The 23663-nt window shown below is 47.8% G+C and carries 24 protein-coding genes; 13 read left to right on the plus strand and 11 right to left on the minus strand.

The features are described from left to right. Positions 1–27 precede the first annotated feature (27 nt). The 3 genes from EQP46_RS00460 to EQP46_RS00470 all read left to right on the plus strand — a co-directional run bounded on the left by EQP46_RS00460 (position 28) and on the right by EQP46_RS00470 (position 2221). Complete coding sequence (locus EQP46_RS00460) at positions 28–1185, plus strand: conjugal transfer protein TraF (RefSeq protein WP_129491772.1); 1158 nt, start codon at positions 28–30, stop codon at positions 1183–1185. Between the two features lie 99 nt (positions 1186–1284). Beyond that, positions 1285–1437: a YoaH family protein gene (locus tag EQP46_RS00465; RefSeq protein WP_074926903.1), complete on the plus strand. Its 153-nt coding sequence runs from the start codon at positions 1285–1287 to the stop codon at positions 1435–1437. 259 nt (positions 1438–1696) lie between these two features. Continuing rightward, positions 1697–2221, plus strand: a complete 525-nt coding sequence (locus EQP46_RS00470) for a nucleotidyltransferase family protein (RefSeq protein WP_129491773.1) — start codon at positions 1697–1699, stop codon at positions 2219–2221. 83 nt (positions 2222–2304) lie between these two features. Here EQP46_RS00470 and nadE read toward each other — a convergent pair whose 3' ends face one another. Beyond that, positions 2305–3141, minus strand: coding sequence for an ammonia-dependent NAD(+) synthetase (gene nadE, locus EQP46_RS00475; protein ID WP_129491774.1), 837 nt, complete (start codon positions 3139–3141; stop codon positions 2305–2307). Between the two features lie 302 nt (positions 3142–3443). On the opposite strand from nadE, the gene EQP46_RS00480 reads away from it, so the two are divergent. Together EQP46_RS00480 and EQP46_RS00485 are read left to right on the plus strand one after the other, a co-directional pair. Next, positions 3444–3971 carry a nicotinate-nicotinamide nucleotide adenylyltransferase gene (locus EQP46_RS00480; RefSeq protein WP_129491775.1) on the plus strand — a complete coding sequence of 176 codons (528 nt, stop codon included), beginning with the start codon at positions 3444–3446 and terminating at the stop codon, positions 3969–3971. A 132-nt stretch (positions 3972–4103) separates the two neighbouring features. After that, entirely contained in the window at positions 4104–4538 is a 435-nt protein-coding gene (locus EQP46_RS00485; protein ID WP_240671573.1) for a hypothetical protein, read from the plus strand. On the opposite strand, the gene EQP46_RS00490 is transcribed toward EQP46_RS00485, so the two are convergent. Continuing rightward, positions 4532–5197, minus strand: a complete 666-nt coding sequence (locus EQP46_RS00490) for a hypothetical protein (RefSeq protein ID WP_129491777.1) — start codon at positions 5195–5197, stop codon at positions 4532–4534. The two genes, EQP46_RS00485 and EQP46_RS00490, sit on opposite strands and share 7 nt — an antisense overlap. Positions 5198–5418: 221 nt before the next feature. Between EQP46_RS00490 and EQP46_RS00495 the strand changes: the two genes are divergently transcribed. Further along, on the plus strand, positions 5419–6531 hold the full coding sequence (locus tag EQP46_RS00495; protein WP_129491778.1) for a 1-acyl-sn-glycerol-3-phosphate acyltransferase: 1113 nt from the start codon (positions 5419–5421) through the stop codon (positions 6529–6531). Positions 6532–6647: 116 nt separating this feature from the next. Here EQP46_RS00495 and EQP46_RS00500 read toward each other — a convergent pair whose 3' ends face one another. Further along, positions 6648–7574 (minus strand): LysR family transcriptional regulator, encoded by a 927-nt coding sequence (locus EQP46_RS00500; protein WP_129491779.1) that lies wholly within the window; start codon positions 7572–7574, stop codon positions 6648–6650. Between the two features lie 617 nt (positions 7575–8191). On the opposite strand from EQP46_RS00500, the gene chrA reads away from it, so the two are divergent. Next, positions 8192–9346, plus strand: a complete 1155-nt coding sequence (gene chrA, locus EQP46_RS00505; RefSeq protein ID WP_129491780.1) for a chromate efflux transporter — start codon at positions 8192–8194, stop codon at positions 9344–9346. Positions 9347–9809: 463 nt separating this feature from the next. Here chrA and EQP46_RS00510 read toward each other — a convergent pair whose 3' ends face one another. The 7 genes from EQP46_RS00510 to EQP46_RS00540 form a co-directional block, all read right to left on the minus strand. After that, a complete protein-coding gene (locus EQP46_RS00510; protein WP_129491781.1) occupies positions 9810–10838 on the minus strand; it encodes a Gfo/Idh/MocA family oxidoreductase in 1029 nt (342 codons plus the stop codon). Positions 10839–11066: 228 nt separating this feature from the next. Next, positions 11067–11831 carry a heme ABC transporter ATP-binding protein gene (locus EQP46_RS00515; protein ID WP_129491782.1) on the minus strand — a complete coding sequence of 255 codons (765 nt, stop codon included), beginning with the start codon at positions 11829–11831 and terminating at the stop codon, positions 11067–11069. Next, the gene (locus EQP46_RS00520) at positions 11831–12874 is read right to left on the minus strand and encodes a FecCD family ABC transporter permease (protein ID WP_129491783.1); all 1044 of its coding nucleotides are present in this window, start codon (positions 12872–12874) and stop codon (positions 11831–11833) included. Before EQP46_RS00520 ends, EQP46_RS00515 begins: the two co-directional genes overlap by 1 nt. A gap of 12 nt (positions 12875–12886) precedes the next feature. Continuing rightward, on the minus strand, positions 12887–13771 hold the full coding sequence (locus tag EQP46_RS00525; protein ID WP_129491784.1) for a heme/hemin ABC transporter substrate-binding protein: 885 nt from the start codon (positions 13769–13771) through the stop codon (positions 12887–12889). Next, positions 13768–14184, minus strand: a complete 417-nt coding sequence (locus tag EQP46_RS00530; RefSeq protein ID WP_129491785.1) for an ExbD/TolR family protein — start codon at positions 14182–14184, stop codon at positions 13768–13770. Before EQP46_RS00530 ends, EQP46_RS00525 begins: the two co-directional genes overlap by 4 nt. After that, positions 14181–14918, minus strand: a complete 738-nt coding sequence (locus EQP46_RS00535) for a MotA/TolQ/ExbB proton channel family protein (RefSeq protein WP_129491786.1) — start codon at positions 14916–14918, stop codon at positions 14181–14183. The genes EQP46_RS00530 and EQP46_RS00535 overlap by 4 nt, the downstream gene beginning before the upstream one ends. A 2-nt stretch (positions 14919–14920) precedes the next feature. Continuing rightward, positions 14921–15691, minus strand: a complete 771-nt coding sequence (locus tag EQP46_RS00540) for an energy transducer TonB (protein ID WP_129491787.1) — start codon at positions 15689–15691, stop codon at positions 14921–14923. Between the two features lie 166 nt (positions 15692–15857). On the opposite strand from EQP46_RS00540, the gene hutW reads away from it, so the two are divergent. The 6 genes from hutW (at position 15858) to EQP46_RS24515 (ending at position 23244) form a co-directional block, all read left to right on the plus strand. Continuing rightward, positions 15858–17372 carry a heme anaerobic degradation radical SAM methyltransferase ChuW/HutW gene (gene hutW / locus EQP46_RS00545; RefSeq protein ID WP_129491788.1) on the plus strand — a complete coding sequence of 505 codons (1515 nt, stop codon included), beginning with the start codon at positions 15858–15860 and terminating at the stop codon, positions 17370–17372. A gap of 13 nt (positions 17373–17385) precedes the next feature. Next, positions 17386–17910 carry a heme utilization cystosolic carrier protein HutX gene (gene hutX, locus EQP46_RS00550; protein WP_017008945.1) on the plus strand — a complete coding sequence of 175 codons (525 nt, stop codon included), beginning with the start codon at positions 17386–17388 and terminating at the stop codon, positions 17908–17910. Further along, positions 17907–18437 (plus strand): heme utilization protein HutZ, encoded by a 531-nt coding sequence (gene hutZ, locus EQP46_RS00555; protein WP_017008944.1) that lies wholly within the window; start codon positions 17907–17909, stop codon positions 18435–18437. Before hutX ends, hutZ begins: the two co-directional genes overlap by 4 nt. Before the next feature lie 114 nt (positions 18438–18551). Beyond that, complete coding sequence (locus EQP46_RS00560) at positions 18552–20723, plus strand: TonB-dependent hemoglobin/transferrin/lactoferrin family receptor (protein ID WP_129491789.1); 2172 nt, start codon at positions 18552–18554, stop codon at positions 20721–20723. A 206-nt stretch (positions 20724–20929) separates the two neighbouring features. Further along, positions 20930–22732, plus strand: a complete 1803-nt coding sequence (locus EQP46_RS00565) for an ABC transporter ATP-binding protein (protein ID WP_129491790.1) — start codon at positions 20930–20932, stop codon at positions 22730–22732. Positions 22733–23025: 293 nt separating this feature from the next. Continuing rightward, a complete protein-coding gene (locus EQP46_RS24515; protein WP_129491791.1) occupies positions 23026–23244 on the plus strand; it encodes a GDCCVxC domain-containing (seleno)protein in 219 nt (72 codons plus the stop codon). Between the two features lie 57 nt (positions 23245–23301). On the opposite strand, the gene EQP46_RS00575 is transcribed toward EQP46_RS24515, so the two are convergent. Then, complete coding sequence (locus EQP46_RS00575; RefSeq protein ID WP_129491792.1) at positions 23302–23634, minus strand: cupin domain-containing protein; 333 nt, start codon at positions 23632–23634, stop codon at positions 23302–23304. Positions 23635–23663: the final 29 nt, after the last annotated feature.

The raw sequence follows: 23663 nt of genomic DNA on the forward strand, positions 1-23663 counted from the left end.
CTGGCACTTGGAGATGGATTTCAAATCATGAAAAAAAGTATTGTGGCGCTCAGCGTAGCTTTTGCTTCTTTCTCAACCTATGCCGCCAACTACAGTGTTGACGCGCGTATCGATGCTATGGGTGGCGCTGGCACTGCAGCCGCAGATTATTTGGCCGCAGGTTTTCACAACCCAGCATTGGTAGCGCTAGAGCCAACCAGCGCGTTTGGCATTTTGTTCCCGACAATTGGTATCCAATTTCGCGACCCTGATGAGCTGGTGGATGGTCTCGAAGACTTTGGCGATGTGTACGATAATTTCCAAAACAACCCGACCAATTCGGACAACCAGACCAACACCGCGAATGCATTGAGAAACCTCGACGGTCGTGTTGCGTATATCAGCGGCGGTATTGGTGGTGCGGTTGCTATCCCTACTAACACGGTTTCGGGTAACTTCTTTGTAAAAGGGTATACCGAAGCCATTGTCCTTCCGGAAATTTCAGATTCCGACATCTCTGCCATTGAAAATGGTACGTCTACGTCACTGTCATCGAATGCACGTGTTCTTGCATTTGGCGTGGTTGATGTGGGTCTAGCTCTTGCTGGCAATGTTGAATTGGCGGGGCAACGGATCGCTGTTGGCGTGACGCCAAAATCCCAAAAACTGTATACCTATCACTATGAAGTGTCGGTAGATGATTTTGATGTGGATGATTGGGATGCCGATGAACACCGAACAGAAGACAGTGCCTTTAACATGGACATTGGTGTGGCATGGCAGAATGGACCTTTTCGTGTCGCGCTTGCCGGTAAAAACTTGATTTCGAATGACATCAAAACTGCTTTCCGTACCCGTGAATATACCTACCATGTTGATCCGCTTTATACACTGGGTACAGCTTATGTCACTGATCTTGCGACCTTCGCGTTAGACATTGATTTGAATGATCAGACGCGTTTTTCTGGCTCTGGCCCTGAGATCAAAGACAACACGCAGCTCGTTCGTGTCGGTGCTGAGTTTAATGCATGGGGCTGGGCGCAACTTCGTGGCGGTTACATCAACGATCTAGAAGACACGCTAGACGGCACCTTAACCTTGGGTCTGGGCTTGTCCCCAGCTAACACTGTGCACTTTGATATTTCAGCGTCGATCATTGATACCAATAGCTATGGGGCATCGGCGCAGCTCGCCTTTATGTTCTAAGACGTTACAAAAGTAGTGAGTTGGAAAGGCGAACAGTGACAACTGCCTAAGTCGGCATTAGAATACGCGGCATCCTAACTGATAGATTTGAGATCGCCAATGAACAATATGCCGACGCTAACGCACAGTGAACAACAAGAAGCCGCTGAGCGAATTCACGCATTAATGGCGACAGGAATGAGTAGTGGCGAAGCCATTATGATCGTTGCTAATGAAATCCGTGAACGTGAAGCAGCGAAGAAAGACGATTAATGTGAAAACGGCCAATTTATTGGCCGTTTTCTTTTTCAATTCCCCTCAAAATGTCGGAAAATTAGCCACATACCAATACCCAAACCAACTGCGATGACAACGTCAGCGCTTTACATCACGTTCGATGTAAAACTGCGAGGTTTTCACGTTATTCTGCCCCTGAGCGGAACGATTTGAAGCCCTGTAGCGTGAATGAGTCTGTGTTTTTAAGTTACTTGGGTACAACATCTCTAAATCATCGTCTTTGTAGGGAAAGCGCTTGAACGATCGATTGCTACTCGCCAGAACTTTTGCTCGTGCACGCCATGAAGGACAGTGGTATGGCGAATTTCCTTATCATGTTCATTTGGATGATGTAGAGCGCCTAGCTCAACCGTTCGGCATGAATGCCATGATCATCGCACAGCTTCATGATGTGCTTGAAGACACGACAACCAGCATCGACGAAATCGTTCACGACTTCGGTGAACTCATTGCACTGTCGGTAAGCTATGTGACCGATCCGATCGCCAGCGATAGGGCAACACGCAAACAGCAGTTGAACGCCCGTTTACGATTGCTCGACGAAAATGAAGATGCCGCAAAGCTCGCACTCATTGTCAAAGCGTGTGATCGACTGGCGAACGTCAAAACTTGCCGATTGTTTAGCCCCGACAAATTCGTGATGTATCAATCTGAACATGCGGAATTTAGAAAAGCTGCGTATCGACACGGTATGTGTGAAATGGTGTGGTGGGAGCTGGACATGTTAATTGAGGTGGGAGACAAACTCGCGCGATTTTAAAACGCAGTTTATACAACGAATAACGTAAAAACGCCTGTTGTAAGACAGGCGTTTCTTGTTTTTGCTGATTACTTGATGAGCGATTATTCGTCGTCGTAAATCGTCGGAATAGGTTGGCGTTTGTGTTGCGTCATCTTGTAGATTGAAACTAAGCGCTCAGAGACACGCGCTTCCACATCTTTGCCTTCCAAGAAATCATCGATTTCATCGTAAGTCAGCTGAAGTGCATCTTCATCTGCTTTTTGCGGTGCCAATTCTTCCAAATCTGCTGTCGGTGTTTTCACCACTAACAATTCTGGCGCCCCCATGAAAGCCGCAAGCTGGCGGACTTGGCGTTTGCTTAAACCAAACAAAGGGGCAAGGTCGCAAGCGCCGTCGCCAAACTTGGTGTAGAAACCCGTGATGTTTTCTGCTGAATGGTCAGTACCCAGCACGAGGCCGCCAACAAGCCCTGCAATTTCGTATTGTGCAACCATGCGAGCACGGGCTTTAACGTTGCCTTTCACGAAATCTACTTTTGCATCGTCTTGTGGAATAAGACCGGTATTTGCTAGCGCAGAAAGGGAAGACGCGTGAAGCCCGTCAACACCCTCTTTAATGTTAACGCTAACGGAGTGTGTCGGCTGAATGAAGCTAAGTGCAAGTTGGGCTTCGTCTTCATCTTGCTGAATACCGTAAGGAAGGCGAACAGCAATAAACTGGTAATCCGTTGAGCCGGTTTCTTGATTTAGCTGATCCACCGCCAATTGTGCGAGTCGACCACAGGTTGAAGAATCCACACCGCCACTGATGCCCAACACGAGTGAACGTGTGAAAGAGGCTTTGAGTCGGTTCTTGATAAAGTTAACACGGCGCTCAACTTCAAAGGCAGGGTCAATTGACGGGAGTACTTGCATCTCTGCGCGGATAGCTTGTTCCATTTCGCGGGTTTCCTCATTTTCGCTTTCGCTGAACAATTCAGACTATTTTGCAATATCTTGACGACAAAATCATGTTCATTCATGGGTAAAACTGTCATTACGAACGATTTATACGCGAATTCAATGAATTTAGTTTCTTGGCTATTTGTTGCTTAAAAAGAAAATAATAACGCGCGTTGCAGTTTTGTGCGTTAATTCATCAGTTGAGCCATTGAGAGGCCTCAAAATAGATAAATCGACTTCTCCTTGATCATGAACTGTGTCAGATTAAGGACTACTAACAAATTGATAAACATTTTGAAATGACTGAGAAGAATCCCCCCAAACAAATTGCTATATTTGGTAGCGCATTTAATCCGCCGAGCCTTGGTCATCTCAGTGTTATTCAGCGACTCTCTCATTTCGACCGTGTCTTACTTGTCCCCAACTATGCGCACGCATGGGGCAAGAAAATGGCGGACTTTGAAAAACGGTGTGCGTGGGTAACGGCATTTATTCAAGATGCAGCCCTCGATAACATTATGCTGTGTTCGGATGAGAGGGATATAGCCGGGGGAGAAGCGGTAACAACGTGGGCGTTGTTAAACCATCTTCAGAACCAATATCCCACTTCTGAACTGACGTTTGTGCTTGGGCCTGATAATTTCCTAAGCTTTGCAAAGTTCCATAAGTCTGCAGAAATTATGGCGCGATGGAACATTTTGGCTTGCCCCGAAACGGTGAATGTCCGAAGTACGCATATTCGAGAGCGCTTAGGTTCAGAAGATGACGTGTCTTCATTAACGACACCAACATTGGCAAGACAGTTAACGAAGAAGGATTTTGATTAGATTTACCTGCCCAGGTATGGCAATCATCTGATGCTTTCGTTTTTTTAAAAGAATAACAATATTCAATATTTACGGGATCTTTGTACTGTGTTGAAACACTTTGTATGTGCAAGCCTCACTTTATGCACGCTTGTGACGCCGTCACTTTTACATGCAGCTTATTCTCCCGAACATGCATCATCACAAACCGTCATTACAGACGGTGGTAAGTATCAGCTAAACACCGATTTTGGTCGTCGATCTGATTTGATGGAATGGAGAGTTGAAGACGTCGAGCTTCCTAATATTTGGGATGGCTGGCGTTATGGTTTGGATGCACCCAATTATCTCACCGCGGAGGCGGGGAACAGTTATTACGGATTCGGCGTTTGGAAACCCGAAGAACTTGAAGAATACAGCTTGGGTTCTGATGGTGTGAGCACACAAGAGTGGTTAATGAACCACGGATTGAATTTTAGCTTTGGTACTGAGTCCGTCGACGGAAGTGCCAGATATCGGTTTGACGTGCGTTGGCATGAACAAACCGATACCGAATTTATGTTGCAACTTCAGGTTCCCTTTCAGTAACCCGCAATCGCTTTCAGCTTGGCGGCCACTTCTTCTTCATTGAGTGACGCCTTGCTCGCTATCTTCGCCACTTTTTGACCAGACTTTATTGCACGCACCCATTCTCGCACCAAAAGTTGGTCTGAAAGTGCATCGACGGAAAGTTGCAACGACAGTTCCAGTGCATTGTTCTCTGCAATGTCACCCAACTGGCCCTTTGCTAACTTATCAATCGCCTTTTCTAACAAAGCCGTTTCTTTCGAGATGCCCTGCAAAGGCGGGTGGATGGTGACATAGTCACGTAAACAACGCAGCAAACGACCATAGGCAGAATCCCAGTCGGTTGTGCCGAGTTTTTGATGGTGACCGAGCTCTGCCATCAGCCCATCTAACAACGGAGAAGGCGAGAAGAAACCTGATTGCGTTGGAAGCGCGACAATCGTTCGTACTGAAAAGTCCAACGTGGACACGTCAGAACCTTGCAATATCGTTACCGCATTCAAACAACCAGACGGAAGCCAGTAGCTTTGGCCTGCACACACTGGAAACTCGTTTTTGCCGAGTCGAATTAGGGCCGCGCCTTTATGCACATAAAGGAAAGTGGCGTGAGGCTGTGCTTTGCGTCCGCCCACAAAAAGTGTATCGGCTTGATGAAAGTGAAATTCGATGGCTTGCTTCATGTAATGATTCTCTTGTTACAAGGCGCACATACTCATTGGTTTTGCCGATGAGATCAAGCAACTCGGTATTTGATTGGAGAAGAAATAGTCAGCTTGTTACATTCTTTGTATATTAACTTGTGGTTAGACCTCCAACCTCTCAGGATTTATGATCAAAACAATGTTTGAAATTCTTTATCCACGTAGAATGGCGTGGTTTTCAACGGAGTAAGTAGAGTCTCGTGCAACAAACTAATGATCCTTTCTCAGAAATCCGTCCTTTTCGTGATGACGAAGTACCTGGCGCACTCGAGCGCTTGGTGAATGACGAAGAGTTTATCAATGCAATTCTTAAATATCGTTTTCCACAAATCTCGGGTGTAGCAGGTTGGTTAATCAAACCTTTCCTTAAACACTACCTCCGCTCTAAGTGGAAAAAGATCTCGACGATAAGTGATGTGCAATTACATGTCGCGAAATACATGGAATCAATGATAAAAAACACGTCGGAAGGATTGTCGACGAGTGGCCTCGATAAACTTGATCCTAACCAAAGCTATTTGTTTGTATCCAACCACCGCGATATTGCGATGGATCCAGCAATGGTTAACTGGTGTTTGCATAATAATCAGTTCGACACAGTGCGTATCGCGATTGGCGATAACCTACTGAAGAAACCGTGCGCAACTGAATTAATGAAATTGAACAAAAGCTTCATCGTTAAGCGTTCGGCAAAAGCGCCGCGTGAAATGATGAAAGCACTCTCGCAATTGTCTGCGTATATCAAATCATCGCTCGATGAAAAGCAATCTATTTGGATTGCGCAGAAAGAAGGGCGTGCAAAAGACGGCGACGATAAAACGGATCCAGCGATCTTAAAAATGTTTTCGTTGGAAGGCCGTCGTCAGAAAGTTGATTTTGCTGACTACATTTCTCAGCTACGTATCGTGCCAGTGACAATCTCTTACGAGAATGATCCGTGTGACGCCGCGAAAGCGAATGAGCTATTTCAAAAAGAAACAGCCGGTGCGTATGAGAAAGGTGAATTCGAGGATATCGAAAGCATCGTTCAAGGCATTGTTGGACAGAAACGTCGCATTCATGTCGCGTTCGGTGATGTGATTGGTAACGAGTTCGATACACCGGAAACACTGGCTGCGGAAATTGATCGCCAAATCTACAAGAACTATCATTTGTTCCCGTCCAACTACATTGCTGCAGGCCGTGAACACGAGTCAGTGACAGACAAAGAGCGCGTGCAATTTGATTCTAAGTTGTCAGCATTGCCAGAAGGTGTTGCTGAAATCGTGCGAGCGATGTACGCGATGCCAACAGGTAAAAAAGCAGATATTTAACGCTCTGTTCTATACGTAACATATTGTTATATAGGGTATTATAAAAAAAGCGGATTTAGTGACAACGTCACTAAATCCGCTTTTTGTTTGTCTATAGCGTGAGTGAAAAAGGCTGTTTATAGCTGTCCGTCACTCAATGGCGCTAGCGCTGAACGTTCAATGTTCTCCGCAAGGAAGTCGACAAAACGGCGTACCTTGGGTGCTAAATATTCGCGACGAGGATAAACAGCATAGATCGGCAGTTTCAATGTTGGCTTCCAATCCGACATCAATACCTTGAGCTTTCCTTCCTGCAACTCGCTCCCAAGCAGGTAAGTCGCAATGTAGGCGATACCGACACCTGACTTTGCTGCCTCTAACACCGCAGGGGCATTATTGATTCGATAACCGCCACGCACGGTAACTGACTGATCGCTGCCATCGCGAGAGAATGGCCATTGGTCGTAGGTGCGCTGAACACTTTGATAGGTTATGCAGTTATGGTCACGAAGATCAGAAGGGTGAGATGGCATGCCATGTTCTTCGATATAAGCCGGTGATGCGACCAATTTAAACTGACAGTCCGCCAACTTTTTCGCCACCATACCTTCAGGTAAATTTTCATGAATCGCTAGCCAACAGTCGAAGCCATCTTCCAGAAGATTAGGGCGATGATCGAACAAATGCACTTCTAATTCGAGGGAAGGGTTTTGCTGTTGGAAGGCAGACAGTAGGCGAGTGATTTGCACATTTCCAAAAGATTGCGCAATGCCAATCTTTAGCCTTCCGGACACTTCATTTCTGTACCCAGCAACCATTGCTTCGGCATCTTGCATGGTCTCCATCAGCTTTCGCCCATAAGCGGCATACTGTTCGCCAGCTTCTGTTAACGAAACCGAGCGTGTATTTCTCTGAACAAGCTGAACACCAAGGCGTTCTTCAAGGTAGCGGATTTGTTTGCTGACTTGAGATTTTGAAATCCCCAAGAATTCTGCTGCACGGGTGAAGTGCTGTTCGTGTGCAACGGTCGCCAGTACGACCATTTGCTGAAGGTTATCTAACATGCGGTAATTAGGTCACTGATAAGATAGAGGATAAGACTACCACATTTCTCTGTTTATTCATGAGTGACGTTGTCACATGAAGAATCTAATCGCCATTGGTGATGATAGGCTGTGATCTGTCTATCTATAGCAAACAACCGACCAACAATTTTCACGCATTTTTACCTTCCATTCTTTTCCTGCCTTCAATGCAAATCATCAAAAGGGATGTGCCGTCTTTCTTACATCGTCGATCTTACTTTTAGGCGTGTTAGTGGGCGAGAGATCGATAAATAGGTGAGATGTAAGTGACTTTCAATCATGTTCCGGCTTTCTCCTGTTACTCTCTAAGGCTTTTAAAGCTATTTAAAACAATGATATAGGTGCTTTGTTGATTTCTGGAAACAATACGCCGGTAAGTTAGTGTGCACTCACATACATTTGTAGTAAAGATACAGATCCACACGATCTTTACCCGAATAACTGCGGTTTAAAGGGATCTTGTTCGTGCAGGAAACACAGCTAAACCGGTAATGCTTACTCATCGATGAGGTTAATAACCTTGATTAGTACAAAGTGTTTTCATTGATGGGATAGCCTCCGTTAAAATTGGCGGCATAAATGGAGGTACACGAACAATGTTTGAAGTTTTTTATCGTTTCTTTGTTTTGGGCTGTATGAGTTTTGGTGGCCCAGTTGCTCACATCGGATATTTCCAACGAGAGTTTGTGGAGAAACGTCATTGGATAGAAGAAGAGACGTTTTCGACGGGGTTAAGCCTTTGTCAGTTTCTACCTGGACCTGCAAGTAGCCAGTTAGGCATGTACATTGGTTATCACAGAGCTGGGTACTTAGGTGCGTTAGCAGCGTTTGTCGGTTTTACCTTTCCCTCTTTCGCGTTGTTAACACTGGCTGCGGTATACAGTGCAAAACTGGGCGATTCGACGGTTCTGGCTCTACTGATTTCAGCGGCGAAATTATTGGCGGTTGTTGTCGTTGCGGATGCAATTTGGACGATGGCGAAGAAGTTTCTCACTGATGCTGTGACCGCGCTGGTGTGTTTTGTGTCAGCGGCATGGATCTTGTGGCAAACCGGACTGGTTGCGCAGCTGATGCCTATCGTAATTGCTGGCGTGTTAGGGTGGGTATTCATAAGAAAGCCCGAGTCAACCGCACCTAAAGCGCGTGAAGGCGTGAATCTGACACAAACGCTTGTTCTATTTGGTGTGTTTGCAGCCTTGTTGGTGCTTCCTGCATTGGCGAGCGGTTCTGGCCTTATCACCTTATTCAATCACTTCTATCAAGCGGGTAGCTTTGTATTTGGTGGTGGTCACGTCGTGCTGCCGTTGTTACAGCCCTTAATTGGCGACGCAGTGTCGGGTGATGCCTTGGTTGAAGGCTATGCGGCAGCACAATTGGTTCCGGGCCCTATGTTTACCATTGCAAGCTATATTGGTGCTTCAATGGAAGGGATCCACCCTGTGCTTGGCAGCGTCGTTGCAACCTTGGCGATATTTCTGCCTGGCGCGTTGTTGTTGTTCGCTGCATTGCCTGTATGGCAGGCAGTGATGAGTCATCATAAGTTTGCTGGCGCTGTAACACTGATTAATGCGGCGGTAGTGGGCTTATTGGTGGCAGCCTTCTACCAGCCTGTTTGGGTGTCTGCCGTCCACGGTATTGCTGACATCGTTGCAGTCGTTGTTGGCTTCGCGGTGATGCGTAAATTCAATATCTCGGTGTTCTGGTTGCTGGGTGGCATGTTGGTGTATGTTGTTGCCAGCTCGATGATTTGATTTACCGAAAACTCAGATTTATCTGAACCATGTTGATACCTAAAGCCTGCCTTTGTGCAGGCTTTTTTTCGTTATAACAGGCTGTTAAGTGGCAGAAAGAGCATCTCATAATGCACTATAACTTATATGTAGTGGCGAATTTATAAAATGATTGGGTGTGATGTATTCATGGGTGCCGGGCAGCAAAAGCAAGGAAGGATGTGCAGTTTGGTTACGAGAGTGGAACCCTAAGCAGCGTCTATCAACGCGCTGGCATTATTAACACGGTGAGCGCTGTATCTCGGTGAGTGTTGTATCTCGGTGAGTTTTGGAGGAGAAGGGCCAGTACTCGCGGGTGTTCGGCTTATAAGGGTTAACAAAAAAGCGCCGAGGCTAATCGACAGCCTCGGCACTTTTTACTTTTCTTTAATTGTATCTACGTCGTGATAACCCTGTGGGCCAGGCTTTCGCGACAAGCGCGGGATTAGAATTCCCAGCGTTCTGTCTTGCCTGCATCTGACGAATGTTGGGCGAGTTCCAGTGCGTAGATAACTTTAACTGCATCATACGCATCAATCGGTGATGAACCCGCATTCAGTATGGCGTGAGCAAGCTCTGCGAAGAGTTGACTATAACTACCGAATTCAAGGTCGATCACTTTATCAGTGACGCTGTCACCGATTTCAAGCTTACCTTGGTGTTGTTGGCGGCCAAATTCTGAATAGGTGATAGTGACACCGTCACGCAATTGCTGTTCTTGGATGTCTAATCCACTGCATGAAAAGGTAGCGCGTTCTCCTTGCACAACAAATCGTGTTCCTGTCCCAGAACGATAAGGGCTAGATGATAGCATCACGTCTTTATCAGGGTAGTGAAGTGTCATGTTGAAGTAATCGTTGGTTTGAGACTGCTTACGAATGGCCTTGCAGGTTGCCGTGATTGAATCAGGGTCACCGAACAACACCAACGCCTGATCAACCAAGTGAGAACCCAGGTCGTACAGAATGCCAGCACCATCACCCGGCTGTTCACGCCAGCGAGGACGCACATCGGGGCGGAATCTATCAAAATGCGATTCAAAGACGCGTACTGCGCCGAGCTCGCCAGATTCAATCAATGCTTTTGCGGTAAGGAAGTCACCGTCCCAGCGTCGGTTTTGATACGGACAAAGGATCTTGCCACGTTCTTTCGCGATTTTGATGAGATCGAGACCTTGGCCACTTTTCACGACGAAGGGCTTTTCGAGCAATACGTGGCAATCGGCTTCAAGCGCCTGACGTGCGAAATCGTAATGCGTGTGGTTTGGAGTGGTGATAACGACCAAATCGAGGTCAGCTTCACTGAGCATCTCTTCGATTGAGCCATAGAGCCCAGCATTAGGGAGGGCGTGATGAACCGCGTCACGTTGCGTTGATACAACCGCCACAGGTTCGAAATCTGGTAGTACTGAGAGAAAAGGGAGATGGAATGTTTGCGCTGACAAACCAAAACCGACAATACCCGTCCGAATCATTCTCGTATCCTTGCTTGTGATTTAATTTCGGCGACCTAAAAACTATAAGGTATCTCGGTGTAACCAAGCAACCTGAAGGTGAAGGATACCTGTTCTCCCGAGGTTAAAAAAAACAAAGCCCTCATGAAGAGAGCTTTGTTGATGACGTGCTATGTGCGGCATTCGCGCGATCATATCGCTCGCGCAGCTTGCCAAATCGGTAGGACACTTAGCCAAATCGATAGGGCGTTATGCCAATACGACCGGATATGCTTCTTGCGGGTGAGGGATAACTTGTACCGCCCAGCCGTACACATTCTCGATATTGCTTGGTGTGAGCACTTGGCGTGGCGAGCCATCTGCCACGATGTGTCCGTTATTCAGCATCATAATGCGGTCGGCATATTGCGCAGCGAGATTAAGATCGTGGATCACGGCGATCACCGTCGATCCCTCTGAGGCCAACTGCTTAGCCAATCGCAATGTCTTGTGTTGGTGTCCGATATCCAGTGCCGATGTGGGCTCATCCAACATCAATACGGTGTCTCTTGGCGATTGAGAAAGCTGCGTCAATACGCGCGCTAAATGCACTCGCTGTTTTTCACCGCCAGACAGACTTGGATAGAGACGCTCTGCGAGATGCAATACATCTGTCACCTGCATTTTCTCTTCTGCAATCGCAGATAGGGTCTTTTGAGAGGCGCGTAAGGCAAGGCCGCCCAGTTCAACCACTTCTCTTACCGTGAAAGCAAAGGTCAACGAACTGTACTGTGGAAGAATACCCACAGATTCCGCCAATTCTGCCGGTTTCCACGCTTTTACTGATTTGCCATAAAAAGACAGCTCACCGTTACACGGCCACTCCTGACTGAAGAGTTTGAGCAGGGAGCTTTTTCCTGTGCCGTTTGGACCAAGGATGATGGTGAGCTCGCCACCATTGATGGCAGTGCTGAAATTATCCAGCAACACCTTGTTGCCAAGAGTTAACGACGCGTTCTTTATCTCGATACTCATTATGCCAAACGTCCTCGTTGTTTCAGGAGCAAGCCCAAAAAGAATGGGGCACCGATCGCCGCGGTAATAATGCCGACAGGGATTTCAAGCGGTGCAACGATGGTACGCGCAATCATGTCTGAAACCAGCAATACCAAGCCACCCAACAACATCGAGACTGGAAGCAGGGTGCGGTGGTCAGGGCCTGTCAGCATGCGCCCGATGTGAGGAACAACAAGACCAATAAAGCCAATCATGCCTGATAGCGCAACGGTGACGCCCACACCTGCAGCGGTCAGCAAAATCAGCGTGCGCTTGAGTGTTTGTACGTTGATGCCTAAGTGACGTGCTTCTGCTTCACCTAATAGCAACGCATTCAAGTGTTTCGCATGACGCTGGTAAAGGAATGCAAGAATCGCGAGAGAGGCGTAAGCCAGAATGATCGCATCCCACGTTGCGCCAGCCAGTGAGCCCATGGTCCACAAAGACAAATCACGCAGTGCTTGATCATCCGCGAAGTAATTCAGCAAGCCCATGCCAGCACCTGCAATTGCGCCGAGCGCCACGCCTGCAAGCAGCATAATGGTCACAGACGTGCCGTTGCTGCTTGTACCTAGGAAGTAAATGGCATACGTCGCCAATGCACCGCCGAGGAACGCGAACACAGGCACAGTCCCTAAAACAAGGAATGCTGTGTGGCCAATCATGCCGCCAAACAGCACAATGGCAATCGCTGCCCCCAACGAGGCACCGGCGGACACACCAATAATGCCTGGGTCAGCCAGCGGGTTGCGGAACAAGCCCTGCATGACGGTGCCACACATGGCAAGAATGCCACCAATTGCAATCGCCAACAGGGTGCGCGGTAAACGCACCTGTTGGATGATCACGGTCGCGTAAGCAGGAAGGTCAGCTTCAATAGGAAGAAGCGCTTTTAAACTGTCGCTGAAACCAATGTTCATTGGCCCCAAAGTGATGGAGCTAACAACGGCGATATACAGCAAGATCGTCGCCATCATCATCAGCATTTTTGCTGGTAAGCGACGAATCATCATATCGTTCATGGGATATCCAAATTACTCAGCAGCGACGAAACGGCCATTCAATGATGTAGCCAGCTCAAGGCTCGCCAAACCGAAACCACCCAAAATCGAATAACCATTGATGGCAATGATTCGGTTGTTTTGCGCGGCAGGCGTTGCAGCAAGCAGCGGTTGTTGCTTCAACACGCCTTCAATACCACCCACTTGATCAAGCGTACGCTGAGAAATCAAAATGAATTCAGGCTGCATTTGCACAATGGCTTCGCTTGAAAGCTGTTTATAGCTGGTGGTTGATGCAGCGGCAGGGTTTACACCTCCTGCCAGCTCAATCACGGTATTGACCGTGGTTTCATCGCCCGCAACGGTCAAAGGGCGACCATCTGACAGCATCATGAACATCACACTCGGCTTTTTCGCAGGTGCGTTCTTCTTCAGTTGCAGAATGTGGGTTGCGACATCGGTTTTAATTTCTTCGCCTTTTTCTTCGGTGTGGGTAAGTGAAGAAAGGGCATCAACGCGCGTATTGAAATCTTGCAGCGTGTTGCCCGTTGGCAGCGCTTCAACTTTTACGTCTGCCGCTTGAAGCAGAGACAAGGTCGAATCTGGGCCCATTTCAGCAGAACCGATCAAGTGAGAAGGCCTCAATGCAAGGAGGCTCTCAGGTGCAAGTTGACGGTGATACCCCATTACTGGGATGTCACGCCCATCGAGGTAATGACGGCTGGTGAGATCAACGGCGACCACGTTGTTGTCTGCACCCAATGCGAACAGCAATTCAGTCACTGTTGAACCGGCACTGACGATACGCACATCTTTCGTAGCAGAAGCCTTGTTATCGTTTGCCATAGAAAAAGGAGAAACCAAGGCGGCAAGGAGAAGAGAGGCCGCTTTCATTGACGTTTTGTGAGATTTTTTCATTGTTCTTCCATAACGATATTGGTGGCGTTGATGTTGTTGTTCTGCATAAAGGCGAGAACTTTCAACATGCTTTCGACGCTCGCTTGTTTGTCGGCTGCAATCACAACCGGCTTATTCGGGTTGGCTTTGATCAGTTCAAGCAGTGCATGGGTGAACAGTTGCCATTCAGGGATCGCTTCACCTTGTAATGCCCAAGATGGCGAGCCGTTGAGAACAGTAATCGCAATCACATCCTGGTTCGGCGACTCAAGCACCGCCGAATCCGAAGTTTGCGGGATCGCCACTTCCATGGTTTTGATTTGAATGTTCGCGGTCAGCAGCAGGAAAACCATCACGATGAAAATGATGTCCAACAGCGGCGTCAAATCCGGTGTAAACGAACTGGCTTCTTGTTGAGGTTGAGAACGGATCATGCGTTCGCTTCCGACATTTTCACGCCGTTAGAGGCAGCGTCTTGCTGATTGTCACAATTCGATGGGCACACCTTGGTGCAACAAATACCTTTCTCATCCACTGACACACCCGCAAGGTGCAAGTTGAAGTGGTTCAATACGTATTCGATTTTCGCCAAGGTGCGATCTGCCCACAGGCTAAACAGCTGAGAGGCCGCAATAGCAGGAAGGGCAATCAACAGGCCGGCAGCCGTGGTAGACATGGCTAAGCCCAAACCGTCAGCAAGTTCTGATGGAGAAATCGCGCCTTGTGTGACCGACAGCCCTTTAAACATTTCGATCAGGCCAATCACAGTACCCAGCAAACCAATGAGCGGGCTCAGTACGCCGATGACATTCAATAGCTTTAGGCCAGAGGTAAATTGGCGACGTTTCTTTTGTAGCCAAATGCTCACCGCTTCTTCACGCAATGATTTGGTGAATTGACGGTGGCTAATCAACATACAAAGGCCTTGAGACAAGGTGGCTTTGTCTTGGTGATGTGCTTTAACGTATTGCTCTAGCTGCTTGTCGTCAGTCAGTGAAAGGGTATAGATCTCTTGCTGAAGGCTCTTACTGCGCGTTTTTGTGTTCAGCGCAGCAAAGATGGAACGTTCGAAAATGAGCATAAGCATCAGTGCTGACAACAGTGTCAGAGGCCAAGTCATGATGCCAAGTTGTGCGTGAATGGAGGAGAAAAATTGTAGATCCAACATGATTAATCCAGATTAAAACGAACAGGAATTCTTACTCGGTGTGCTAAGGCTACACCGTCATTTTTGTAACCGTTAAAGTGCCATTTCTTCACCGCCTTCAACGCGGCGTCGTCTAATTCATTGAAGCCAGAACTTTGCAAAATATTCTGTTTGGTTTGGTTACCTTCTTCATCAAGCCAGACTTCAATCAACACATTGCCTTCCATCCCTTTGCGCTTTGCAATGCGCGGGTATTTCGGTTGGCTAGGACGAACCTTGAAAGTAGGGCGCTGAACCAATACTGGGGCACTGTTCTTTGCCTGGTTTACCTGCGCATCAGCCTTGTTGACGGTAGTTTTATTTTCTACCTGTTTTTCCTCTTTCGGTTTCTTTTCAACAGGCTTCTTCTCGACAGGCTTAGGTTTCGGCGCGATCTTTTTATCAATCGGCTTTTTCACCTCGGGCGCTTTCTTAACCACTGGCTGTTTAACCACGGGCTTCTTAACGTCTGTTTTCTTCACAACGGGTTTCTTGATCGTCGGTTTCTTCTCGACAACAGGCTCTTTCACCACAGGCTGTTCAACAGGTGGTTTTTCAATGAGTTTGGGTTTGATTTTTTCAGGTGAGGGTTCAGGCTCCGGCTGGGGTGCAGCAACAAGTTGTATTGCGACACGTGTGCCCGTGTCGGCATCATTCATCGAAAATTGGGGTGGTGGCGGTGTTTGAGCGGAAAGCGCCAAACTGTGTAGTGCAACTGAAACGACACCACAAACAACGTACCGTCGAGCGTTCACACTTTTCTCCTGCTTCGTGAAAACGACTGAAACTATGTGCATTATGCATGAAATGCAAATGATATCAATTATCAGTTGCATTATAATTCGTTATGCATAAGATAGAACACGAATTGAAGACAGCCCGAAGTGTGGCGCTGTTATCTGTATAAGGTCGTTTTCGGCGATGAAGTTTGATTTAAGCAACGTTGAACTGGTTGGCCAACGCACACCAGATCCACTCCGTTTTGCCTTCCAACGCAAAAAAAGCCCGCATGCTGGTGGCATGATGCACGCAGTAAAAGGGGATGATATTCAGTCTTCTCTTGCAGCTGCACATTCACTGGTACCAGCGAATCGCTTCGCACCGCGCTGTCTGTATATCCATATTCCTTTTTGTCGCGTGCGTTGTACTTACTGTAATTTCTTCCAATATGCGTCGAGCAAAAACCTGATCGACAGCTACGTGGATGCGCTTCGTAAAGAGATCGAATGGAAAGCGGCCCAAGCGTGGACGCAAGGCGCGCCTTTTCAAGCGGTTTACATTGGCGGTGGCACACCGACTGACATTTCAGCGGCACAGATCCACACCATTGTTTCGGACATTCGTCGACTATTCCCGCTAACGCCAGATTGCGAAATCACCCTTGAAGGGCGCATTAACCGCTTTGGTACGGATAAGTTTGAAGCGGCACTGGAAGCGGGTGTAAACCGTTTCTCATTCGGTGTACAGAGCTTCAACACCCAAGTACGCCGCAGTGCGAAACGCCTTGATGATCGCGAAGTTGTCATCGAAAAAATCCAACAATTGGTGTCATACAATGCCGCACCGATTGTTCTCGATCTTCTTTACGGACTGCCTTACCAAACGCTAGATGTGTGGCAGCAAGATCTTGAAGATTACTTAGAGACTGGCGCACACGGCGTTGACTTATACCAATTGATTGAGATGCAAGGTTTGCCAATGGCCAAAATGGTCGAACAGGGCAAGCTACCGCATCCTGCTGATACCCAAATGAAAGCGACCATGTTTGAAATGGGCGTGAACTTCATGGCGAAACACCACCAAAAACGTTTGAGTGTGAACCATTGGGCATCAGATAACCGCGAACGCAGTATCTACAACTCGCTTGCTAAAACCACCGCAGAAATCATGCCGTTAGGCGCGGGTGCGGGTGGCAACGTGAACGGGTGCCAGATGATGCAAACCCGTGACATGGATACCTATATCGCGGCGATCAACGAGAACCGTTACCCTGTCACTATGATGACCATGGCACCCACCAATAAAGAGGTGGCTGCTGAAGTGAAATCTGCCTTCGATGCAGGCGTCGTGGCGGAACACAAGCTTGATAAGGTGGCTGGTAAAGGCACTTTTAACGCACTGATCCCACTGTTTGAAGCGTGGGAAGAAAATGGCTTGGTCTACCTTGAAAGAAGCGATGCCGAGTTCACCAATCGTGGCTACTTGAAGCTCACGCTGGCAGGGCAATTCTGGGCTGTTACGCTTGCACAGAACCTGATTGAAGTGATTCAAGGCAGTGCACCAAAAGCCTCCGGCGCGACGGCACCTAGGATCATGGGTGGAATGGCAATGCCAAAAATGGGCATGCCGGGCGCCTTGATGCCTAGCGACGAAAAGAAAACAACATCAGAAGACCAAAAAGAATTAGAAAGTAAAGCGGCTCACGTCGCTGCATAGGAGTAGTAACACAATGCAACAAGCGATTATCGTCACCTCAGAAACCAAACAGCGCGTTGCTGAATACCTTGAGCAAGATATTCATACCCCTGTTTCGAACATGGTAGACAGTCTGAAATTGACGGAAGGCGAAATCACGCTGGCACTGCCAGAAGAAATGATCGCGCGCGCAGATGGCGCATTGGCACAAAGCATTCTTGAAGTGATGCCAACGTGGGGCAAAGTGACCACCATCGTGCATTCTGGTGGTTCAGTTTTCGAATTTAAAGCGGCATTCCCTAAAGGCAAACTTGCTCACGGTTACTACAACCTGATGGGCCGCGAAGGCCAACTGCACGGCCATCTTCGTCTTGAGCTTGTGTCTGACATCGTGTTCGTCAGCAAACCATTCCGTGGTACAGAAAGTCACTACATTGGTTTCTTCGACAGCACAGGTCATTGTGTATTCAAGATCTACCTGGGTCGCGACAAAAAGCGTCAACTATTCCCAGAGCAAATTGAACTGTTTAATGCCATGAAACAGGAGTTGGCAAAATGATCGATAAGGCAGAACGTCTACAAAACCGTCTAGGTCCAGAAATCCAAGAATTCCGCGATGCGCGCAAAACGCTGCAATTGGGTACTGTTGATAAAGATGGCAAACCGCATACCAGTTATGCACCGTTCGCATTTTCAGAGCAGGGTTACTACATCCTAGTGAGTGACCTTGCTACTCACGGTCAAAACCTAAAGCACAGCAAAGCCGTATCGATCATGATGATCGAAGACGAAAACGAAGCACGCTCTATCTTTGCGCGCCGCCGTTTGTCATTCGACACCAATGCAGAGCTTATTGAGCGTGAATCAGCGCTTTGGCAGCAGGGCATCGACGTGATGCAAACGCGCCTTGGCGAGATGATCGACAACCTTAGCCAGCTAGGTGACTTCCGCCTATACCGCTTAAACCCAGTGATTGGTCGTTACGTGAAGGGCTTCGGTCAAGCCTTCGACGTAACAGGTGAAGATCTGCTTTCTATCGTGCACCTGAATGAAGGTCACGTTCAGAAAATGAAAGAAGGCATGTAACGCTTTCTACTGAGGCTCTGAGTCCTTTAGAGCCTTTCATTATAAAAATAACAATTTTTTCGTGCTGAATTCAGCGTGAGCGGCCTTTTATTGCCTAAAGAAAGAGTGAAGGTTATGACAATTAAGAAAAACAAACTGGCACTACTCGTCAGTCTTTTCTGCGCGGGAAGTGCTGCCGCACAGGAAGTGTACACGTTTGATGAAGTGGTTGTTTCAGCCACCCGCAGTGAACAAAACATCAGTGATGTTGCGGTGTCCGTCGATGTTGTTGATAGCAAAAATATCGAAGAAGACCTAGCGCAAGATCTAGAACAAGCCATTGCCAATGAGCCGGGCGTTTCTATGCCAGGTACTGGCCGCTTTGGTAATTCAGGCTTCAACATTCGTGGCTTGAGCGAGAACTATGTAAAAACCATGGTTGATGGCGTCGAACAGCCTGCTTCTTTCGACCCAGGCGCAGATGTCATGCGCAAATATAACAACAACGTAGAAACCGACACACTTCAGCGCATTGAAATCAATAAAGGCCCATCATCGAGCCTTTACGGGAGTGATGCTTTAGCGGGTGCCGTGATTATTCGCACCAAAAACCCTGAAGATCTGCTGGCTGACGAAGGTGACGATACCTACGCCGCAGTGAAAACTGGCTACTACAGCGTTGATGAAAGCTACAAAGCAACCGCAACGATTGCTAACCGCACGGGTGACTTGGAAACTTTGCTGATTTTCACGCACCGTGATGGACACGAAACGGCGACGCACGGAAGTGGCGCAGACATTGAGAACCGCGATCGCGGGCAAGCTGACCCATTCGACATCAACTCTGATAACTTGCTTGCGAAGGCGTTCTACCAACTGAATGACGACCACCGCATCGGCATTACCGGTGAAATTTTTAATCGCGAAGCAGACGGTTTGATTCTGTCGAATGAAGGCTATGAAATCATGCCGGGCTTCGTGTATACCCGCAACAGTGCAAGCGACGAAGATCGCCGTAAACGTTTAACGTTTGAACATGATTGGCAAGCAAACCTGATTGCGTTTGATCGCTTAAAATGGCACCTAACTGGGCTAGAAAGCGAAAGCCTGCACAACACCTACGACGAAACACCTGCTCACGGCTACCGTAACCGCATGCGTAACGGTGAAGACAAGAGCGTTCAGCTTGATGCGCAATTTGATAAAGCGTTTGAGCTAGACACGAGTTATCACGAAATCAGCTACGGGTTTAACTACATTACCAATGAGTTCAACCTTGATTACCGTGACATGTACTTGGAAGGACACAAAGCGGGCACGTTTGAAAACAAAGACGGCGATGTGCCAAATGCTGAGTCCGTAAAGTGGGGCATCTTCATTCAAGATCAGGCTTTCTTCCTAGAAGAGCGTTTGGTGCTTAATGCCGGCCTTCGTTACGACAATTTCTCTGCAGAACCGAAAGGTACTTCAGATTACGCCAAGTCAGACAGTGACGCTGTAACGGCGAAATTGGGTGCGGTATACCATTGGAATCAGAGCCTTAGCTCTTATGCCAACGTCAGCCAAGGCTTTAAAGCCCCAACGCTGCAAGACTTGTACTACTTCTATGAAACAGACGCGGCTTACGGCGCTGTTTACGAAGCTAACCCAGATTTGAAGCCTGAAGAGAGCCTAGGCTACGAAACCGGTCTGCGTATTACACAAGATTACGGTCGCTTCGATTTCGCCGTGTACTACAACGATTACAAAAACTTTATCGAAGGCACTAAGCTGGCTGACGACAATGGTGAAGGTAAAGAGTTGTGGTCTAAGCAGAATATCAGCAAAGCAGAAATCTACGGTGCTGAGTTTAAAGCACAACTGGCGTTGGATGTTCTGATGGATGCGCCGACAGGCCTATATTCAGATTTCAGCGTGGCGTACACCCAAGGTAAAGACAAAGAGAATGGCGAGGCGCTAGATACCGTTTCTCCACTTTCTGCCTACTTTGCGCTGGGTTACACCGATGTAGAAGGCGAGTTTGGTGGCAAGGTTGCGCTGAAAGCCGTCGCGGGTAAATCTGATTCTGACTGGAGCAATGCGAACGGCAACGATAACGTCACTGCACCAGGTTACGCTGTCACAGATGTAACTGCGTTCTACCGTCCAATGACAGATTTAACCCTTCGTGCTGGTCTATTTAATGCCTTCGATAAAAAATACTGGGAATACACCAACCTGATTGGTGCAGAAGCGACTGACCAAGGACTTGATCGTCGCACGCAGCCAGGACGTAATTGGGGTATAGAAGCCGAATACGTCTTCTAACGCGATAAACAGAAACCTCTGTAACGTGTTAGTGATAAGCACCCCGGTTCAGCTGGGGTGTTTTTGGTTTCAGCGAAACGTGTTTTAAGTGGCAGAAAGCCTGCCGTGTTTATTCAACCCGCAACCAGGAGCGTTACACTGTTTGAGTAGGTTTTATTCTTCAGCGACAATGCCCCTCTATAACGATAAGAAAAATTGGAGACTCAGTGAGTAAAGGTGTTCTAACCGAGCTATCAACAGGATGGCTTATTCAACAGGCGAAAAAGCAAAAGAAACGCCTGATCATCGCAAACATCATTGCCGTATTCGCCACATTAATCAGTGTGCCAATCCCTTTGCTTATGCCCCTGATGGTTGATGAAGTGCTTTTGAATCAACCAGACAAAGGCATCGCATTCTTTAACCATCTTTTGCCAGCGTCTCTCCAGCAGCCAGCCAGCTACATTGTCTTGGTGCTATTGATGGTGATCGTCATGCGCGTGGCGAGTCAGGCGCTAAACATTTGGCAAAGCCGACAGTTCACACTGGTATCTAAAAACATCACCTGTTTCATCCGTCAACAGCTTCTCGACAAGCTTGGGCGTGTGAGCATGAAAGAGTTCGAGCAGCGCGGCAGCGGCGGTGTGAGCTCGCACCTTGTGACAGACATTGAAACCCTCGACAACTTCATTGGTAACAGCCTGAGTCGTTTCGTGGTGGGTGTGCTGACCGTCTTCGGTACCGCGATAATTCTTCTGTGGCTTGATTGGATGCTCGGTTTGTTCATCTTGCTGGTAAACCCGCTGGTGATTTTCCTTTCACGCAAAATGGGTCAGCGCGTTAAGCACCTTAAGAAAGCCGAGAACCAATCTTTTGAGCGCTTTCAACAGCGTTTGGTCGAAACCCTTGATGGTATCTATCAGCTTCGGGCAGCAAACCGTGAGAAAGCCTACCTCGACGTGTTGAAGCAAGATGCCGATGCTATCCGTCATGATGCCGCCAAATACGCGTGGCAATCGGAAGCGGCAGGGCGCATTTCCTTCCTGATGTTCCTCATTGGTTTTGAACTTTTCCGTGCCGCAGCCATGTTGATGGTGCTGTTCAGTGATTTGAGTATCGGTCAGATCTTCGCCGTGTTCGGTTACCTGTGGTTCATGTTGAGCCCAATTCAAGAATTGCTTGGCATTCAATATGCGTGGTTCAGTGCATCTGCGGCCATGAAACGCTTGAATGGTTTGCTTGCGCTAGAAGAAGAGCAAGTTATCGACACCAAAGGTGAAGACCCTCTAGCGAAGCGCGATACCTTTGGCGTTGAAGTGAAAGATGTCACGTTCGCGTATGATGATGAGAAAACCGTGCTTAACGGTTTGTCGTTGTCGTTGCCTGCAGGTAAGCGCGTCGCATTGGTGGGTGCATCGGGCGGCGGTAAATCAACGCTTATTCAGCTTCTGCTTGGCCTTTACCGCAAATCAGATGGCGACATTCTGATTGATGGCGAATCGCTGGATACGCTGGGTTACGACACCCTTCGTCAGCATACCGCCGTGGTATTGCAGCAGCCGGTGATTTTCAACGACACGCTTCGTGCAAACCTCACGCTAGGCCGTACTGATTTCACTGACGAGCAATTGTGGCAATCACTTGAAATTGCGCAATTGGGCGAAGTGGTTGAGAAGCTTGATAGCGGACTGGAGTCACAGCTTGGTCGTCAAGGCTTGAAGCTGTCTGGCGGTCAACGTCAACGCCTTGCGATTGCACGTATGATCCTCACCAATCCAAAGTTGGTGATCTTGGACGAAGCAACGTCAGCGCTAGATACCGCAACAGAAGCCGCACTGCATGAAGCGCTGAACAACTTCTTGCAAGGGCGCACCACTCTCATCGTGGCGCACCGTTTATCTGCCGTAAAACAAGCGGATCTGATTTACGTATTAGAAGATGGCAAAGTGGCGCAATGTGGCAGCCACCAAGACTTGGTGAATGCAGATGGCCTTTACCAAACCCTGTACGGCAACCTTCAAGCGGGTTAACGCCTCGCCTGACATGCACATGAAAGCCTCGCGAAAGCGGGGCTTTTTTTCATCTTGATTGAATCTCCATATGCGCAATCAGTTCCATGTACGGAAGTGAGAACGAAGAATAGAAACTCAGTAAAACGGAAGGGGAAATTGTCAGGTCGTGATGTAAAGCCGAGGTTCTTGAATCCAAATTGGCAAGTGCGTGAAGTGTGTTCCACCATTAGTAGGAATTCTTTATTTTTGCCGCCACCAACTGCAGCAAAATCATTACCAATAAACGCCTTTTCTACATGCAGTGAGAGCCAATGAAAGTCATTTTGAAGTCAGACGTAACGTGCCCCAATTGTGGACACACAAAAACAGAACTCATGCCCATTGGGGAATCGCAGCAGCATTACGAGTGCGAGAACTGCCATGAGGTATTGTTGGTTACTGAAGGCGGTTGCTGCATCTTTTGTTCTTATGGCGATGTGTCCTGTCCACCGGTTCAAGTCAACGGGACATGCACGAAAAAGCTCCACTAATGCACCTTTCTTTTTCTCTCAATGTTCACACTGCCAAGCACCGCAACTTGGCGCTTCTCACTCATCATCACGATAAAACACAGCTAACCAGACCGTATCTTGGTCGGGATCTGTCCAGCTAACACGGTGTTTTGTATGGGCAGGTAGCGTTACCTGATCGCCTTTACACATTTCTAAACGTCTACCGTCCTCGAAGAGTAATTCCGCATTGCCTTCCAGCACCATGACCCATTCATGTTCGTCTTGGTCATACCAATCTGTTTCAGGCGTCGTTTGTCCACGCGACACTATTCTCTCTATTCGGACAAACGGGTGTTTGATTATTTCATCAAAAACCTCAGCATTTCGGGCATTTGGAAGGTTTTCTAGTAGGTTGTTTTGTTTAAACATGTTTTCACACTCAGTGTTATGCAAATCAT

This window comes from Enterovibrio baiacu, from assembly GCF_004120195.1.
Lineage (GTDB): Bacteria > Pseudomonadota > Gammaproteobacteria > Enterobacterales > Vibrionaceae > Enterovibrio > Enterovibrio baiacui.

Coding starts and splice junctions, on each gene's coding strand:
- EQP46_RS00460 (WP_129491772.1), top strand. CDS start 28: ATGAAAAAAAGTATTGTGGCGCTCAGCGTAGCTTTTGCTTCTTTCTCA.
- EQP46_RS00465 (WP_074926903.1), top strand. CDS start 1,285: ATGAACAATATGCCGACGCTAACGCACAGTGAACAACAAGAAGCCGCT.
- nadE (WP_129491774.1), bottom strand. CDS start 3,141: ATGGAACAAGCTATCCGCGCAGAGATGCAAGTACTCCCGTCAATTGAC.
- EQP46_RS00480 (WP_129491775.1), top strand. CDS start 3,444: ATGACTGAGAAGAATCCCCCCAAACAAATTGCTATATTTGGTAGCGCA.
- EQP46_RS00490 (WP_129491777.1), bottom strand. CDS start 5,197: ATGAAGCAAGCCATCGAATTTCACTTTCATCAAGCCGATACACTTTTT.
- EQP46_RS00500 (WP_129491779.1), bottom strand. CDS start 7,574: ATGTTAGATAACCTTCAGCAAATGGTCGTACTGGCGACCGTTGCACAC.
- chrA (WP_129491780.1), top strand. CDS start 8,192: ATGTTTGAAGTTTTTTATCGTTTCTTTGTTTTGGGCTGTATGAGTTTT.
- EQP46_RS00510 (WP_129491781.1), bottom strand. CDS start 10,838: ATGATTCGGACGGGTATTGTCGGTTTTGGTTTGTCAGCGCAAACATTC.
- EQP46_RS00515 (WP_129491782.1), bottom strand. CDS start 11,831: ATGAGTATCGAGATAAAGAACGCGTCGTTAACTCTTGGCAACAAGGTG.
- EQP46_RS00520 (WP_129491783.1), bottom strand. CDS start 12,874: ATGAACGATATGATGATTCGTCGCTTACCAGCAAAAATGCTGATGATG.
- EQP46_RS00525 (WP_129491784.1), bottom strand. CDS start 13,771: ATGAAAAAATCTCACAAAACGTCAATGAAAGCGGCCTCTCTTCTCCTT.
- EQP46_RS00530 (WP_129491785.1), bottom strand. CDS start 14,184: ATGATCCGTTCTCAACCTCAACAAGAAGCCAGTTCGTTTACACCGGAT.
- EQP46_RS00535 (WP_129491786.1), bottom strand. CDS start 14,918: ATGTTGGATCTACAATTTTTCTCCTCCATTCACGCACAACTTGGCATC.
- hutW (WP_129491788.1), top strand. CDS start 15,858: ATGAAGTTTGATTTAAGCAACGTTGAACTGGTTGGCCAACGCACACCA.
- hutX (WP_017008945.1), top strand. CDS start 17,386: ATGCAACAAGCGATTATCGTCACCTCAGAAACCAAACAGCGCGTTGCT.
- hutZ (WP_017008944.1), top strand. CDS start 17,907: ATGATCGATAAGGCAGAACGTCTACAAAACCGTCTAGGTCCAGAAATC.
- EQP46_RS00560 (WP_129491789.1), top strand. CDS start 18,552: ATGACAATTAAGAAAAACAAACTGGCACTACTCGTCAGTCTTTTCTGC.
- EQP46_RS24515 (WP_129491791.1), top strand. CDS start 23,026: ATGAAAGTCATTTTGAAGTCAGACGTAACGTGCCCCAATTGTGGACAC.
- EQP46_RS00575 (WP_129491792.1), bottom strand. CDS start 23,634: ATGTTTAAACAAAACAACCTACTAGAAAACCTTCCAAATGCCCGAAAT.